This window comes from Castellaniella sp. S9 (assembly GCF_027257175.1).
Classification (GTDB): domain Bacteria; phylum Pseudomonadota; class Gammaproteobacteria; order Burkholderiales; family Burkholderiaceae_B; genus Castellaniella.
Genome location: NZ_JAPFGD010000003.1, coordinates 45,436 through 60,782 on the forward strand (window position 1 = coordinate 45,436; position 15,347 = coordinate 60,782).

The window sequence follows — 15,347 nt, forward strand, 5'->3', positions numbered from 1 at the left end:
GGTAGAAAGAAGGTAGAAATAAAGGTAGAGGTAGAGGAAGTCGCTGGAAAGCCTTTAACCATGCGGGTTTCAAAAGTCGTCACGGCTTGTTCTGACGATCTGAAGGCTTGTTATGACGATTTCACGGCTTCTTCTGACGAAGGGCGCGGCTTGTTATGACGACGCGAAACGGCAGTTATCCACAGGCCTGGAACGCCCGGAAAACGGTTTGTTATGACGACGAAAATGGCTTCTTGCGACGACGAAACGGCGCATTTCAGAAACCCGGAAACGGCTTCTTATGACGAGATTTCGCTACTTCTCAACACGGTTCCAGACGGCCTGCTCATTGCCCCGGCTGGCCACATCGATGCGCGGGCTGGCGATGATGTTCAGTGCTTCCAGTTCCAACAGCGAGCGCTCCAGCACGGCGCGAAACTTGTGCATGGGCCCGGCGTAGACCGCCCGTTCCTTGAGAATCTGCAGGCTGTAGCGCTGTTCCTGGTCCGACGATGTGCCGATGAGCCGCTGCAGGCTTTTGGACAGCTCATGGCGCATTTGCAGGCGCTTTTCCCAGTCCACCAGGGTGTATTCGCGGTTGGCAAATATCTGTGACCAGCGCGGGTCGATGAACAGCTGGTACTCGCCGTTTTCGTAGTCAAAGCCGCCAATCATGGGCAACACCCGTGTGGCTGGGTGGTGGCCGCAGCTGTACTTGATGGAGCCGTCCGGGCGTTTGGCCTCGATGCGCAGGCAGAACTGCGCCAGATCGTGCATGCCTGTGTGCAGCCAGTCGTAGGCGCTGCCCCCGGTGGGGCGGCCCAACGCGCGCAGAAAGTCGGCGCGGTTGATGCGCGGGGCCTGCCCGGTTTGCACGGTGGTTTGCAGGAACATCGCGTGCATCCAGATATCGGCATGGTCTTCGGTCAGTTGCTTGCCGGTGCCCTTCAGAAGAATGTTCTTGCCCGTCAGAAAGGTGGCGTCATCGTGGTAGGCGCGCCAGCCCCGGCGTACCGGAGCAAACAGGCCCGATCGGGCGATGTAGTTCGGAATCGCCCGCACTGCCTCGGTCAGGCCGGGCAGCACCAGTGCCGCGCCTGATGACGCGGCGGCTGCAGAGGGTTCCGGGGCCAGGGCGGCTTTGAGGGTCAGTCGCTCCATTACCTGGTTCAGGCGCTGCAGGTTGGTCGGGCGTGGTGTGGTTTTCGGGTTGGGTGTGCGGTGTGGTGTCATCATGGGCGTGGGCATGAACGCAGCGCGCAGGCGCGCCCGCCGGTCTTACCGCCGCTCTGGCACGCCTGCTGCTGTGTGGGGTGAAGGGTGGCGCGGGCGTGTGTCAGGTGGCTTTACGCCGCCATGGCCGCGCGCCTTCGAGGCACGAACCACAGCTGTTTGAGCCTGAAATGCTCAAGAAACACCACGGCATCCACGGTATGGGCCAGAAAATGCTGGATCGTGGCCAGATCCAGGCGGCCGCCGGACGGTGATTGCTTGATCAGCACGGCCAGCCTGTCGAACGCATCGGCGGCGCTGTTGGCGTGTGTGGTGGTTACCGACCCGGGGTGCCCGGTGTTCAGTGCCGCCAGGTAATCCCAGGTTTCGGGCCCGCGCAGCTCGGTCAGAAAGATGCGGTCAGGGGACAAGCGCATGCAGGCCCCGATGCAATCGGTGGCACTGACGCGGCCACTGCCCGAGCCGTACATCAGATGCACGCGGTTGGCGTGATCGGGCAGCGCCAGTTCGTGTACGTCCTCAATGGTGATCAGCCGTTCGTCGCTGGGGACGCGGGCAATCAGAGAGCGGGCGAAGGTGGTTTTTCCTGAACCCGTGGCGCCGGCCACGACGATGTTGCGCCGGCGTTGTACCGCCTCATGCAGGAAGCCGGTGATATCACCACTCTGTTTCAGTTTCAGCAAGAAGGCATCCTCGTGAGACAGCCCGTTGGCGTCATAGTCGTTTTCCGACAAGGTTACTTCGGCCAGCGCGCCCTGGGCGTGCAGTTCTTCCAGGCTCAGGGCTGCTACGGCATGCTTGCGGATGTTGATGGCCACGCTGCCATCCAGGCAGGCCGGTGGTTGCACGATCTGGCAGCGTTGGCCATCGGGCAGAATGGCCGACACAATCGGCGCCGTTCCCAGGCCGTTGAAAACGATCAGCGCATTAATCAGGGCAGCTAGTGTGGCCGGGGTGAGTGCGGTGCAGGTGTGGGGCACCCAGTGCCCGGCGGTGCGAGCAAACAGGCTGTGCGGGCGCACAATGGCCAGTTCGGTGATGGCCGGATCATCCAGATAGGGCTGCAGCGGGCAAAGAAAGGTGCGCACGGCCAGTGATCTATCGAAGGGAGTGGACGAGGTGTGTGGGTTTGAGGTCATAGACTTGGCTGAAATCCAGATCACGGGCGACCATGATGCCGATGCGTTCGCCCTGGTTTTTGTAAAGGGTGGGAGGAATGTCCAGTGAACGCTCCAGAATGGCGGTGATGACTTCCTGTCCACCGTCCATCGTCGTGTCAAAGCGCACGTTGTTCTCGCCGCGCTGGCCCTGGTTCGACGCCCAGTTGCCCAGGTCGCCGATCAGGCTGAGCAGGATGGCGTTTCCGAACCTGTCCCAGAAGTGGTTGTCCACGTCGCCATCGATCCCGGCCTCGCCCAGGGGGCCTGTGCCGGGCGAGGCCAGATTCAGAATCACCCCGGTCGGTGTTTCCAGGCGGTTCCAGGTAATGAAGGCCCGCGCCTGGCCTTGGACTATGCCGCCCGACTGGTAGCCGGTGAACTTCGTGCCCCGGTCGATCAGCTTGACCTTGCCGTTGGCACTCATCACATCGTGGGTGGCCAGGCAGGTCAGCAGCCCGGGCTGGGTGCTGACCAGGCGGGTTTGCAAGGTGCAGTCGATCATGGTGCCCTGGGTGATCAGGAAATTGCGCTCGCCAAGCTGGCCGGCCACGGACGGCGCAAGTTCCAGCGGGCGCAGCTTGTCGGCCAGCGGGCCGGCGTCCTGCATGGGCGTGGCAACCGTTTGTGTTCTTGCCCCTGAACCGGCAGCGGTTTGTCCTGCGCCATCAGCCTGCAAGGGGCTGGCCAGGCGCCGTTCGGTCACGGGGTCGGCGCCTGGGGCGGTTACATGAGTGGCCTGAACGATGATCGGTAGCGGTGCAGGGGCTGGCGCGGGCGATGCCGCCGCCTCGCGCGCCGGGGGTGGCCGGCGAAGCTGGGGCGCTTCCAGTCGGTTCGTGATGCCGCTTGTCGTGGTGTTCAGGTCCGAGGCCGCCACCGCCTCATCACCGGGTGCATACCGGTGAAAGATGAATCCTAGCGTGATCGCCGTGGCGATCAGGGCGGTGAGCCACAGAAAGGCGCGCGCCCCGCGCGGGGCGCTTTTACGGGTATCGCCGAAGTCGGCCGGGCCGCGCTCCAGCTCCATCGCCTGGGCGGGGGGTGTCGCCTTTGCCGTACGTTCCTCGTCAGATGGGTGAGTATCTGTAGTCATCGGGCTTCCTTGGGTGGGGTGGCTGGTGGCAGGCGTTGGGGTTCGGCGCCGTTGACCACCCGCGTCACGTCAGGCGAGACCGTGCCGGTATGGGCCGGGGCCTCGGTTTTTCCATACGCCTCGTTGTGTATCGCCAGAACCTGGTTACCCAGGCGCACATGCCAGCGCGCGGCGGTTCGGTGCAGCACCATCGTGCGCTCATCGGCCATGTGGTAGTTGGTCATCACTTCCTGGCCTTCGGGGGTGACGCGGTACACGGCGGGGATGTCGGCCTGCCGGGCAAACTGCAGCCAGGTCTGACGCCCGTCATCCCAGGCATGCACCGGAGCCAGTGTCAGGTCGCCCGACTGGGTGTAGCCCTGCCAGTTCACGGGTGCACCTGCCTGCGCGAAGGCGGTGCGTATGGCGGTTTGCTCGCGGGCGGTTTGCGCCCGTTTCGCTGCGCTGTCCGGGTAGCGGATCACCAGCTTGTACAAGGCGCGTGCATCGGGCGTGTCCGAATAGGTCAACCGGAACGCGTAGCTTCGCCGGCTGGTTACCACGATCAGGTTGGTGTTGGCCTGCTCGGCAATGGGTTTGAAAAACAGGTGGTTGTCCTTGTGGGTGAAGGCATAGGCCGCGCTGTCGCCAAAGACGTGGTAGCTGTAGGTCTCGCCTTCTTCCAGCACGATGTGGGTGGCTACGCCGATCACGGCATCGAGCTGGATGACATCGGCCGGGTTGTAGGCGGCGTATCGCACGCGGTGATCGGCGCGCGAGGCTTTGGGGATGTCGAGTGCCAGGGCGGGAGCCCCGAGCAAGGCACCGGCAAGCAGCACGGGCAAGACAAACCAGCGTGCGGCGGGCTGGCGGCTTGTCAGGTCATTCAGTAAAGTCATGAGGGGTTTCCTTTCAGCGCGACAGGTCGCTGGCCAGGTCGTAGCGCACCACCTGAAAACCCAGCGGATTGCGCCGGGCAACGGCTTCAGTCAGCGGCACGTTGATGTATTCGTAGGCAATGGAGGCGATCAGATGGCGTTGCTGGCGCATCTGGCCGGTGCTCACGTCTTTTTCCGTGGTGGTAAAGCGCACCGTGGCCGCCGCGTTGGCCCCTAGCGTGATCGAATGCACCTGCACATCGATGGTGGCCAGGTCTGTCAGCCTGGCCGTCGGGGCGTTGGGCCCGTCAAAACGCTTGCCGTACTGGTTCTGGATGGCCGGGCTGCTCAGCAGGGCGCAGGTGTCAAACTGTTCCTGGATGGTCTGCCAGCTGTAGCCTTCGCAGTTCAGCACGTAGCTGTTCAGGAAATATTTGGCGATGCGGCTGCCGTAGTCTTGCAGCGGCTCGCCCAGGCGGCTTACATGGTCAATGGCGCCGGTGGCGTTGTCCACCCGCACCACATACATTTCAGGCGGTGATTTCAGGGGTGTGAGCCCGGCGACCGCGCCCACACCGGCCAGGGCCAGCAGGGCGGCGACGGTGGCGCAGCGCCAGGCCCGGTGGCGGCTGCGAACCAGCTCGCCCAGATAATCGCGCTCCAGGCCGCGTGAGCGTTCCAGGTGGGCGGCCAGTTCGTCGGATCGAAGAGGGTGTGTGCTCATGGCTCAGCGTCCTTGCGTCAGTGGCGGTGTGGCGTTCACCGGAACGCGGGGTGTGTCGGGAGGCAGCGGGGCCTGCGGCGCGTGAAAGGCGCAGCCGGCCAGCAGCCAGCCCGCCGTCAGGGCGGCAATCAAGGGTTTCATGGGTCAAGATGTCCTTTGCGTCCGGGCGGGTGCGTCCGGATGCGGGGTAACAGGAAGATGGGATAGCGGCTGTTTACGGGGTGCCGGGAGGCTTGGGGCCTGGGCCCGGCAGACGGGGCTTGATCAGGCTGCGCAGGCGCAAGGCGGTGTAGGCGCCGCGACTGGCCGCACCGATACCGAACTGGGCACCAAAGCCAGATGACAGCCCAGCCGCCATGCCAGGCAGCATGGTCATGATGACGATGCTGGCAATGGCGACCAGCAGTTGCCCGGCAAACAGGGCCATGAGGTTCACGTCGCCGCCATCGAGCCACTGGGCCATGGCGCGCACGAACTGCAGGTTCAGTTGCAGCAGTACGGCGAAGATCAGGCCTGCCAGCAGGGCCAGAAAGACAAAGTTCAGGGCCTGCGCCACCCAGCTGTCAAACATTTTGCGGGTAGGCTCAAACAGCAGAAAGGCAATGAATACGGGGCCTGAAGCCACGATCAATGCCATGCCCACCTTCACGACGATGGTGATGACGGCAATGATGCCGCCCACCAGCGCCGAGCTGACGGTGACCGCGAAGGTGAGCAGGGTGATGATGATCTGGCGGGCGTCGGGCACAAAATCGAACCAGCCCGAGTCGCCCGCGTTGCCCATGTTCTGTGTGGCCACCGAGGTTTCCTGCTGCAGTTTGTCGACCTGGGCTGCAACGGTGGTATCGCCGATCACCACCGAGGTCAGGGCATCGGGCAGGCCCAGCATGGTCTGGGCAATTTCCGTCTGGTACAGCCCGCCCGCTGTGGCGATCATGGCGATGATTGCCACGCCCACTGCCTTCTTGAAGAACTCGGTGACGGTCATGTTGCCCTGGCCGTGCATGATGGCAAAGGCGTAGGCCATGAATTGCAGGGTCAGCCCCAGGGTGATCACCGGCATCAGGGCGCTGGTCAGCTCGGCAATGGGTTGGGCCACAGCCGATTGCAGAACGGCTTCGGTTTGTGCGGTGATCCATTGGGCAATGCTTTCAGGGTCTTGGGGCGCGGCGACCTGGGTGCTCGCAAATCCGGCTGGCATCGCGGTGCCCCTACGGGTTCTGCCGGGCGCCGAACCAGCCGCCGTACACCCGTTCGGCCCGGGCATCGAGCAGTGCGCGTTCGGCCTGCAGCTGTTGCTGGGCCAGCTGAATGCGGGTCTGGTCGGTCTGGATGTTCGCCTGTTCAATGGCAATGCGTGCCTGAAGTTCCGCAATTTCCTTGGGATTGGTGGTTTCGTTGATCTTCGCCTGCAGTCCGTCGATGACTTCCAGGCGCTTTGTCATGGCGTCGTAGGCCCGCTGGGCCATCGCCTTGGCGGTTGCCTCGATGTTCAGCTTGCGCTCGGCCAGGGATTCCCTGTCCTGCGTGAAATTGACCGGGGCTTTCACCTGGTTCACCACGTCGTTGACGGCACCGGACAGTGCACTGTCCGGGTTGCCCAGCCGGTCGAGCAGCGCCTGTGCCTGGGCGGGCAGGGCGCCGCGTAGCTGGTCTTTGACGTCGGGGTTGGCCAGCACATAGCCGAACCCGGAGGATTGGGTAAGCGCCGCCAGCTGGGCCTTGGCCTGATCCAGCTGGCTTTTGGCGGTTTCCACCTGTTCGATCAACTGGTTCAGCTGTTCGACCGAGTTGATGTCCAGCGTGGGAATGCCGCCCAGGGCATGGGCAGGCAGGGGAACGTGTACGGCCAGCGCAAGGCTGATCGCAAGAAGACGGGGGTGAGACATGATGAATACTCCGGCGGGATGTCAGGGATACGCAACGGATACAGCGGCCATACCTTGTGAATACCGGCCAGTGACCGTTGCGAGACGGTTCGGGGATTAGCGGCGTGGGGGCACCTGGGTGGCTTGCTCGTAGTGCGCCTGGGTGATGCGGGAAAAACGGATGGACGGGTGATCGACATCGCTCAGGGTGTCGCTGGCCGGGTCAAGGCGCAGTTGCTTGCGCTGGTTGATCGTCAAGGTGTTGTCCGCCTTGAGCGCCGCCGGCTGGGCGGTAACGTCGTAGCTGCCGAAATTCATACGCCCGACGTTCACGATGTAGTGCTCGCCATCTGGTTTGATGTGCAGTGACATGGGGCGCTTGTCAGTTTGCTGCAGCCAGTAGCCGGTTACCTGCGGTGCTTGGGTGGCTTGTTCGCAACCGGCCAGCAAGAGGGCAGCACTTGCCGCGAAAAATGAAATCAGGACACGTGTGTGCATGGTGGGCAGGTCTCGCTTCGGTTCAGAATTCGTGGTCATGTTCTGCAATGCCCAGATCAATGCGCGAGAGCGCTGGCGCCGGTTCGATCCGCACATCGATCAGCCTGGCAAGTTCCTGGTAGTCCTGCATCTGGGGCGTGCGCTCATCCACAGCATGCAGGTGCAGGCTGTAGTAGGTTTCAATGCCCTGCTCGAAGTAGGCGCGGTCTTCCCGTGGCGTTACCGAGTAAAACCAGAGCGGGTTCTGCCCGTGGCTCAGATGGCTGCTTGAGGCCTGGCTGATGCCGTAGTCCCGTCCATAGCGTTGCAGCGTGTCGGCATCGACCGTTTCGCGGTCAACCTCGATCCGGGTGTGGCCGATGTCACCGGCCAGGTCATCCCGGGCCGTGCGCTCTTCGCTGTAGATGGAAATCAGGTAGCGGCGGGAGTCCTCTTCGAGGTGTTTTTCCCGGGTGGCCCAATGGCGGGCGATGGCTTTGGCGTCCATGACGGCTCCTTCAGAAAGCGTTGATAGCCTGGCGGCTCTGTTTGACGGTGTTCAGGTACACCGGCAGCCAGTCGGCGGGGTTCGCGCCTGCCTGGGCAACGGCATGCTCGGCGGCCTCGGCCATGTCGGGGCTGCCCGAGAACACTAGCAACTCGTCTTCGCAGCCCGACAGGTCCAGTGACGCGACGGTGACGTTGCCGCCTTGCTTGATGACGAACTGGCGGCTGGCTTCGCCCAGTTGGCGGATCAGCTCGAATTCGGCAGGGGTCAGACCAAAGCCTTCGATGTAGTCGCGGGCTTTGGCTTGCGGGTTGGGCAGAAAAATCAGGGTGGCGGCCTGCTGGATCAATGAGGGCCCCACCGGGTTGCCCAGAATCGCGCCCGGCTCCTGGGTGGCAAAGGCCAAAACGCCGTTCTTCTTGCGAATGGTGCGGCTTGCATCCTGCATGTCCTCCTGAAAATGGGCATCTTTCAGCGGGTGCTGGCACTCATCGAACAGATTGATGATGCGCCGCCCGTCGTGCAGGGCGTTGATACGGTGACGCAGATACAGGGTGGCTGCCCCGCGCACATCGCCATCGTCCAGCAGTTCGGTCAGGTCAAAGCCCAGAATGGCGGCATCAATCGCGTCTGTCTCCAGGGTCAGTGCATCGCGCGGGTTGTCGAACACCCAGCCGTATTCCCCGCCCTGGCACCAGGGCAGAAGGCGCGCATGCACACTGCCGATGTTGCCGGCGGTGTAGGGGTTGGGTAGCAGGGTGGTCAGCATCGAGAGGCTGCGACTGTGCAGATCAATGCCGGTGGTCATCTGCTCGATTGCCCGGGTGATTTCAACGTGCTGAGCGGTGCTCAGCGGATCGCCGCGACGCTCGGCCAGATACACCACCAGGCGTCGCATGAAGGCGACGTTGCCTTTGGTAGGTGGCATCTGGAACGGATTCCAGCCGGTGGGCTCGCCCAGACGCAGCTTGAAGTAGCGACCGCCCAGCGCCATGACCAGCACCTGCATACCTTGGTCTTTGTCCCACACCACGCAGGTGGCATTGAATTTCTGGGCCTGGGTCAGCAACATGCCCTGCAGCACGGTCTTGCCGGTGCCGGTCATGCCAATAAGCATGGTGTTGCCTGGCCGGCGCTTGCCCAGTTCATCCACATCGTCGGTCGAGGCGTGAAAATTGAAGAAAAACGGGCTTCCGGTGCGGGTCTTGAGCATGGTCACCGCCGGCCCCCAGGGGTTGCCCGCCGGCTTGCCTGTCATCTGGTTATGCAGGCTGGACAGGCACAGCAGGTTGTACGAGGTGATGGGCACCGGGCGCGGGCGCCAGGCCCAGTTTCCGGGCAATTGCGCCCAGAATCCGGCCTCCAGGGCGCGTTCCAGTGGTTTGGCCACCAGGGCCACTTCAGCCAGCGCACTGATGGTGTTGGCCATGCTCTGGCGCACCGAATTCGCGTCATGGCCGAACAACAGCAAGGTGGCATGGTGATCACCCAGCCCCAGGCGCCCCGAGGTCAGGTCGTCCATGCCTTCATCCAGTTGCGCCAGCTGACTGTGGGCTGCGTCGTTGGAGTCGGCGAGCAGCTTGCGATGCTTGCGCACCAGCCCCTTGGCAGCGGCACCGGTGAAGCTGCCCCAGGATTGGGTCAGCACGAACTCGCAGGGCTGGTCCAGCAGTACGTCCAGATGGCCGGGCCGTGTTTGTTCCGGGTAGTCGCGCAGCTCGATCATGCCGAACAGGCGTGAACCGGTGACACTGCGCAGTTCGCCCAGCTCGCCGTAGCGTGAGAACACCGGGCGGGCCATGCTCAGGCTGGTACCCAGGCGGTCACGGGTAATCGGTACCGGGTGATGGCTGCCGTTGCACAGCAGGCCCAGAAACTCGGCGGTTTCGCTGAAGGCGTAGCCGTTGCGGTCCACGATGCCCAGCACCGTGGGGTCGTAACGGCTCAGGGCGGCGGTCATGGCCCGCAGCAGGTTCTGCAAACGGTCAATCGATTCGGCCTGCCATTGGGCAAACCGGCTGGCGTCCGCCTTCTCCAGGCTGGCAAAGGTGCCCATGACAGGGTCGGCCACCGGGTGTACCAGCACGCTCAGGTACAAATCGTTCACCATCAGCCCGTTGGCATCGAAGGTGGCCCGGTAGGCGTGGTCGAACTGAGCGGCAAAGGGCTGCGCGAAGCGGCTTTGCGGGTATTCGGTGACGCGGCGCCGGACGATGTGTGAATAAAGCCCTACCGTGCCCAGCGGCAAGCCACGCAGCACGTTGTGCAGGGCTTCGATCCATTCGTGGCGCTCCTGCGCGCTGTGGGCATCGGGCGAGCGCCCGGCCACACGGATGACGGCCAGGTATTCCAGGTTGTCGCAGGCAATGATCTGATGGGTGACGTGATGGGAATAGGGCAGGTAACGGGCAGCAAGCCGTTCCGGCCCCAAAGCGGGTGCGCAAGTCATTGGTCGTGGTCTCCGGTGCGGCGTTGCAGCCAGGGGCGTTGCGGCGGGTAAGCACTCGGGGCGTAGCTCGACCCGTTCCAGAACGCCTTGTTGCGGTTGCGTGTGCGGGTTTTAAGCTCCAGCCACAGCACATCGAACGCTTTGTCGTCGTGGCGGGTCAGTACGGCAATGGTGGGTAACACCACCACCAGCAGGCCCCACCACGCCAGGCCTGCCAGCATGGCAATGAAGGCCACGGCAAGAATGGCGCTGAACAGCAAGGTGGTGGGTACGCCCAGGAATGTCGGCTTGCGCCCCAGTCCCTTGAAGACGGGGTAAGCCGTGGGGGTGTGTGGCTCAGTGGACATGGCTTATTTCCAGAGCAGAACCACGATTTCGCCGATGGAGCCGGCGATGACCAGACCAATCAGCCAGCGCACCATGTCGTCTTTGCGCATGATCTCGGCCATGTACAGCACCACAATGATCAGACCAATGATGACGGCCGCAATCGGCAGAATCAGTTCCAGGTTGTCTTTGATCAGCTGCAGGGTGGATTGCGCTTTGGCCAGCCCGCCGGAGGCCGCCATGACTGGCGAGGAAAGTAGGGCCAGGGCAGCGGCGGTGCCCATGCGTTGGGCGTGTCGTTGGGCAAGGTTGGCAAGGCGTGTGTGAAGTGAGGGCATAGCAGGGCTCCAGGCGCCAGGGCACAAGGCCGGGCACCGCAGGGGTGGATAGGGGAAGGTGGGTGAAACGTGAGAGGTGTGGCGAAAGCGCCAGCGTCAGGACGGCGGCACCGGCGATTCAGGCTTCTGGGTGCTGGATGGCTCGGCCGGCAGCGAAAAGCCATCGGGTGCGGGGTTGCTGACGAAGCCATCCCGGTCGCCACCTGGTGCAGGTTCCGGTTTGCTATCCGGCGTGGGCTGCGCATTGTCAGCAGGGGCGTTGCCTGCAGACGGTGCGGCGCGCAGGGCAGGAATCTTGATACCGGCCTGGGCCAGTACCTTGCCCACGTAGCCGTTGCGAAACCCACGCTCGAAATTGCCGGTGTTGTAGCAGGACAGCGCTGCCTGCAGTGCCAGTTGCTGCGTTTGATGGCGTTTGACGGCTCGCGAATAACAGTCCGTCAGCACGGTTTGGGCCGCCTGCAGGTTGGTGCAGGGCTCAAACACAGTTTCGGCTGTCAGCTTCAGCCAGCCCCAGTTGCGTACGTTGATCTGGCCCAGCCCGGCATCGAAATCCACGCCTTGGGCTATCAGGGCTTTGGCATGGGCGATGGCTTCTTCGCGTGATCGAGGTTGGCGTGCAAGACGGGTGCCGCCGTTCACGCCAATGGCGAAGGGCTGACGGCGCGATTCGTGTTTCACCAGCGCATCCAGGGTGACGGGATGAACGTTCGGCGCGCAGACCATGGCCAGCGCGGCCAGCTCGCCGATCATGGTGGGGCTCCTGGCGGTTGTCGGGTATGGGCGTCAGTTGCCATGGCTTATTCCAAGCGGGCTTCGGGGGTCATCCCATGAATACGTCCAGCCGCTGGCCCACTGGCCGCCGTGTTCGGCCTGCCAGCGCGCTTGCGCGGTGTTGAAGTCTTTGGCTTTTACCCAGTAGCCGCCTTTTAGCGGTTCGCCCACGTACTTGACGCTCAGATCGTAGGTCCAGGCGTGGTCGTTGTAGCTGACGCAGTAGCCGGGCAGGGTGTTCTGGTTCACGGTGGCAATTGGGTGGACATCATAGGTGGTGATTTCGCCGGCATCGCCGCCTGCGCTTGCCGTCTTGCGGTACCGGTAAGCGGTTGCGGCAAAGGCGCTGTTCAGGCTTTGTGGGTCGCACTTGCCGGCCCCCTGGGCGATGGCATCGATGCGGCCAGGCATGCCCGGGGCGTCGGCGGCCGGGCACATGCCCAGGAAAACCCGGCGCGCTGCCACCGTGGCGCCCCAGTCCAGGCCGTACTTGTTGAATATCTGGATGCCAAAGTAATGATTCAGTGAGGGTGCGCATTCGCCCGGCTGCAGGCTGCTGGACAGGCAGAGAATCGCCTGGCATGCCAGGCCGGGCAGACCGTCAAGCGTCTGGTTTGACGGGGTAACGGGCGATTTAGCCAGGGCAGTGCCGCACGCGCAGGCGAGCGCCACCGCACCGAGCATGAAAGATCGGTGAGTCATGGGGAAAACTCCGGGGGGAATGGGGTCAGGCGGGGAGGGATTCGATACCCAGGCGCTTCATGGCGGCATGGGCGATGGCGATCTGTTCGGGGCGGGCGTGGGCGCGAGCCAGCAGGGCCGATTCCACGGCGGCCGCATGGGCCTGGGAAATCTGGTCCAAACGGTTCACCGCCTGGCGCAGCAGGTTCAGTTCTTCGGCCAGGGCATCGGCGGCGGCCAGTCGGCGCCGGATGTAGTTCGACAGGTTTTGGCCGGACACCGCCGCGGCCTCGGACAGCGTGCGGTACTGGTTGCGTGAAAGCCGAACCCGTACGAGTTCGGAAAGGGGCTCATCCATGCGGGATTCCTTCGGGGGTCAGGCAGGAAGGCCTGGTCGTTGTCCCCGAGGCGTGCCAGACCGGGAATATCCGGAGTCGATTCCGCCTGTATCCAGGCGTTGCGTTCCGGAGGGATCGCGTGGCTGATGTTCAGCCAGTGAGTTGGGCAGTGAATGGGCGATGCGGCTGGCATCGTTGTTGTAATAGGTGTCCCTGAGCAGCTTCAGGTCTTTGGTGCCGATGGCATGGGAGAGCGCGATCACGTCGATGAACCTGGCAAGCCGGGTGGCCGCTTCGTGTTTCAGATCATGAAAATGCAGATCCTCGACACCGGACCGGTCGCGGGCTTTACGCCAGAGGGCGTCACGCTGGCTGTCTGTCATTCCTACTATGTAGGGCGGCATTGAGAAGTTTTCCTGCGGCTGTTGGTCCTTGGGCATGCTTTCCAGCAACTGGTCCAGCAATTCGATGGCGCGGTTGGTCAGGGGCACCCAACGTGATGCCTGGATGGTGCCACTCTTTGACCCTTTGCGGCCTCCGCGTTCAAGGGCATGGACGTAGAGTGTGCGTGCGTGCCGGTCGTAGTCTTTGGGCCGGATCCGCAGAATCTCGCCAGATCGCAGTGCGGTTTCCATGGCAAGAAAGAAGCAGGCTCCAACGCGGGCCGATTTGGTCACCAGCTCGGGGTCCTCGTTGTAACCGGTGGCGATGGAAATGGCCTCGATTTCCTTGGGTGTCAGCAGGGGCCGGTTTCGGCGAACGCCTGCAGGCGGCTTCATGGCTTCTTTGCAAGGGCTGGCTTGCAGCCATTTGCGTACCTGTACGCCGTGTGTAAACACACTGCGCCACAGATTCATTTCGCGGTTGACGGTGCCGGGCACAACTTGCTTCAGGCGTGCGGTGATCCATTCGTTGATGTGGTGGGGCGTAACCTCGTGTAGATTGACTTTGGCCAGGGGGTAGGTGCAGAAGCTCATCAGCCGCAATTTGTTCCACTTGCCCGAGTCGGTCATTTCGGCCCGAGGCAGGTAGTCCAGGATAAGGTCTTCAACAGTACCTACTTTTGCATTGCTGACCGTTCCCAACTGCTTTTGACGTTCAACATTGGTTGCCCAGGCGCGAGCTTCAGTCATGGTGTCGAAGGTGGCCGAGCGCTTGCCATCCGGGAACTTGACGATTGCCCGGATCGAGTTTCCCCGTTTTTCAAAAGATGCCATCAGTGTTCTCCGTAATTGGGGAAAATTATGGGGAACAACTTGGGGAATGGATAGCGGCGCAGCCAGGGAAAAGTGGGGAAAACCGGTGTAAATGTTCCCCATGGTTATAGGGTGAGAGCCAACAAAAAACCCCTGAAAATCAATGATTTACAGGGGTTTCATGCGTGTGATTCTGGTGCCCGGGGCCGGAATCGAACCGGCACGCCTTGCGGCGGGGGATTTTGAGTCCCCTGCGTCTACCAATTTCACCACCCGGGCAGGGTCGCCGCGGTCGATCGCCGCAGCGGAAAAGGATCGCCATTATACGGCCTTTTCCGCCGCCCCCGCACGGCTGCGCCACGCCCCGGGTGCCATGCCGTGATGGGTGCGAAATGCCCGCCCCATGTGCGCCGCGTCGGCGAATCCGCAATCCGAGGCGATGGTGGCGATGCTCTTGTCGGTGCGCTCCAGCATCCAGGCGGCCAGGCGCAGGCGCAGGTCGCGGGCATAGGCCTGCGGGCTGATGCCCATCGAGGCCTTGAACAGGCGCTGCAGCTGGCGCGGCGACAGGCCCAGGCGACCCGCCAGTTCCGACAGTTCCAGCGCCTGCCCTGCGTGCTGCTGCATCAGCAGGACGGCGCGGCCCACGGGCGGCGGCAGGTCGGCGGGCACGTCCGGCGGCAGGGGCTGCACGGGCTGGCTGTGGTCGGCGTCGTCGACCTGCAGGATGCGCAGGGCTTTGCCGACGTCGGCAGGATCGAGGTGGCGCTTGAGGATGCGCGCGGCGACGTCGATCGAGGCGGGGCCGCCGGAACAGGTGATGCGCCGCCGGTCGAACACGTACAACCGGTCGGCGACGACGGCCTCGGGATCGAAATGGGGGAACTGGTGGATGAAGTCCCAATAGTGGAACCAGCTGACGCAGGCGCGGTGGCCGGCCAGGACGCCGGCCTGGGCCAGGGCAAAGACGCCGGTGCACAGGCCGACGATATGACGCTGGGCGCGGGCGGCCCGGCGCAGGTAGTCGAGGACGTCGGGGCTGGCGGACTGGCGGGCGCGCCACTGGCCGCCGACGACGATGATGTAGTCGAACCGCGCCGGATCGCCCAGCAGGTCGGTGGGCACGACCTGGACGCCGCTGCTGGATCGCACGGGGATCAAAGTTTCCGCCACGACTTCCCAGGTGCAGCGCACGGGGCGGCTGAGGTCGCCCTCGTCGGCCGACAGGCGCAGGACGTCCAGCAGGCCGGCAAACGCGGTCATGGTGAACTGCGGCAGCAGGATGAAGGCGAATCGGACGGGCGAAGTGTTCATGACGTTTTTATTCTAACAAAACGAGTTGTTT

General features: G+C 63.3%; 18 protein-coding genes and 1 tRNA gene. All 19 read right to left on the reverse strand.

Annotated features, from left to right (window positions below):
* Positions 1 to 294 precede the first annotated feature (294 nt).
* The 19 genes from OOZ48_RS05310 to OOZ48_RS05400 all read right to left on the reverse strand — a co-directional run bounded on the left by OOZ48_RS05310 (position 295) and on the right by OOZ48_RS05400 (position 15,316).
* Positions 295 to 1,227 carry a TrfA gene (locus OOZ48_RS05310; protein WP_269496426.1) on the reverse strand — a complete coding sequence of 311 codons (933 nt, stop codon included), beginning with the start codon at positions 1,225 to 1,227 and terminating at the stop codon, positions 295 to 297.
* A 98-nt stretch (positions 1,228 to 1,325) separates the two neighbouring features.
* Positions 1,326 to 2,300 carry a P-type DNA transfer ATPase VirB11 gene (gene virB11 / locus OOZ48_RS05315; RefSeq protein WP_269496427.1) on the reverse strand — a complete coding sequence of 325 codons (975 nt, stop codon included), beginning with the start codon at positions 2,298 to 2,300 and terminating at the stop codon, positions 1,326 to 1,328.
* A 10-nt stretch (positions 2,301 to 2,310) separates the two neighbouring features.
* A complete protein-coding gene (gene virB10 / locus OOZ48_RS05320) occupies positions 2,311 to 3,465 on the reverse strand; it encodes a type IV secretion system protein VirB10 (RefSeq protein ID WP_269496428.1) in 1,155 nt (384 codons plus the stop codon).
* Positions 3,462 to 4,343, reverse strand: a complete 882-nt coding sequence (locus tag OOZ48_RS05325; RefSeq protein WP_269496429.1) for a TrbG/VirB9 family P-type conjugative transfer protein — start codon at positions 4,341 to 4,343, stop codon at positions 3,462 to 3,464. Before OOZ48_RS05325 ends, virB10 begins: the two co-directional genes overlap by 4 nt.
* 13 nt (positions 4,344 to 4,356) lie before the next feature.
* The gene (locus OOZ48_RS05330) at positions 4,357 to 5,046 is read right to left on the reverse strand and encodes a virB8 family protein (protein ID WP_123659868.1); all 690 of its coding nucleotides are present in this window, start codon (positions 5,044 to 5,046) and stop codon (positions 4,357 to 4,359) included.
* Between the two features lie 3 nt (positions 5,047 to 5,049).
* Positions 5,050 to 5,187, reverse strand: coding sequence for a hypothetical protein (locus OOZ48_RS05335; RefSeq protein ID WP_003804188.1), 138 nt, complete (start codon positions 5,185 to 5,187; stop codon positions 5,050 to 5,052).
* Between the two features lie 73 nt (positions 5,188 to 5,260).
* A complete protein-coding gene (locus OOZ48_RS05340) occupies positions 5,261 to 6,247 on the reverse strand; it encodes a type IV secretion system protein (protein ID WP_123659869.1) in 987 nt (328 codons plus the stop codon).
* 10 nt (positions 6,248 to 6,257) lie between these two features.
* Positions 6,258 to 6,935, reverse strand: coding sequence for a type IV secretion system protein (locus OOZ48_RS05345; RefSeq protein WP_123659870.1), 678 nt, complete (start codon positions 6,933 to 6,935; stop codon positions 6,258 to 6,260).
* Between the two features lie 96 nt (positions 6,936 to 7,031).
* Entirely contained in the window at positions 7,032 to 7,451 is a 420-nt protein-coding gene (locus tag OOZ48_RS05350) for a hypothetical protein (protein WP_123659871.1), read from the reverse strand.
* Complete coding sequence (locus OOZ48_RS05355) at positions 7,435 to 7,899, reverse strand: hypothetical protein (RefSeq protein ID WP_123659872.1); 465 nt, start codon at positions 7,897 to 7,899, stop codon at positions 7,435 to 7,437. The genes OOZ48_RS05350 and OOZ48_RS05355 overlap by 17 nt, the downstream gene beginning before the upstream one ends.
* A gap of 10 nt (positions 7,900 to 7,909) precedes the next feature.
* Entirely contained in the window at positions 7,910 to 10,348 is a 2,439-nt protein-coding gene (locus OOZ48_RS05360; protein WP_269496430.1) for a VirB4 family type IV secretion/conjugal transfer ATPase, read from the reverse strand.
* The gene (locus OOZ48_RS05365; RefSeq protein WP_269496431.1) at positions 10,345 to 10,695 is read right to left on the reverse strand and encodes a type IV secretion system protein VirB3; all 351 of its coding nucleotides are present in this window, start codon (positions 10,693 to 10,695) and stop codon (positions 10,345 to 10,347) included. The genes OOZ48_RS05360 and OOZ48_RS05365 overlap by 4 nt, the downstream gene beginning before the upstream one ends.
* Before the next feature lie 3 nt (positions 10,696 to 10,698).
* Positions 10,699 to 11,013: a TrbC/VirB2 family protein gene (locus tag OOZ48_RS05370; protein WP_269496432.1), complete on the reverse strand. Its 315-nt coding sequence runs from the start codon at positions 11,011 to 11,013 to the stop codon at positions 10,699 to 10,701.
* A 96-nt stretch (positions 11,014 to 11,109) separates the two neighbouring features.
* On the reverse strand, positions 11,110 to 11,766 hold the full coding sequence (locus OOZ48_RS05375) for a lytic transglycosylase domain-containing protein (protein WP_269496433.1): 657 nt from the start codon (positions 11,764 to 11,766) through the stop codon (positions 11,110 to 11,112).
* A 33-nt stretch (positions 11,767 to 11,799) separates the two neighbouring features.
* Positions 11,800 to 12,489: a TrbM/KikA/MpfK family conjugal transfer protein gene (locus OOZ48_RS05380; protein WP_269496434.1), complete on the reverse strand. Its 690-nt coding sequence runs from the start codon at positions 12,487 to 12,489 to the stop codon at positions 11,800 to 11,802.
* Between the two features lie 25 nt (positions 12,490 to 12,514).
* Positions 12,515 to 12,826, reverse strand: a complete 312-nt coding sequence (locus OOZ48_RS05385; RefSeq protein WP_269496435.1) for a hypothetical protein — start codon at positions 12,824 to 12,826, stop codon at positions 12,515 to 12,517.
* Between the two features lie 18 nt (positions 12,827 to 12,844).
* Positions 12,845 to 14,023 (reverse strand): tyrosine-type recombinase/integrase, encoded by a 1,179-nt coding sequence (locus tag OOZ48_RS05390; protein ID WP_269496436.1) that lies wholly within the window; start codon positions 14,021 to 14,023, stop codon positions 12,845 to 12,847.
* 173 nt (positions 14,024 to 14,196) lie between these two features.
* Positions 14,197 to 14,281: transfer RNA gene (locus OOZ48_RS05395), tRNA-Leu, on the reverse strand.
* A 42-nt stretch (positions 14,282 to 14,323) separates the two neighbouring features.
* Positions 14,324 to 15,316, reverse strand: coding sequence for a GlxA family transcriptional regulator (locus OOZ48_RS05400; RefSeq protein ID WP_269496437.1), 993 nt, complete (start codon positions 15,314 to 15,316; stop codon positions 14,324 to 14,326).
* Between the last annotated feature and the right edge of the window lie 31 nt (positions 15,317 to 15,347).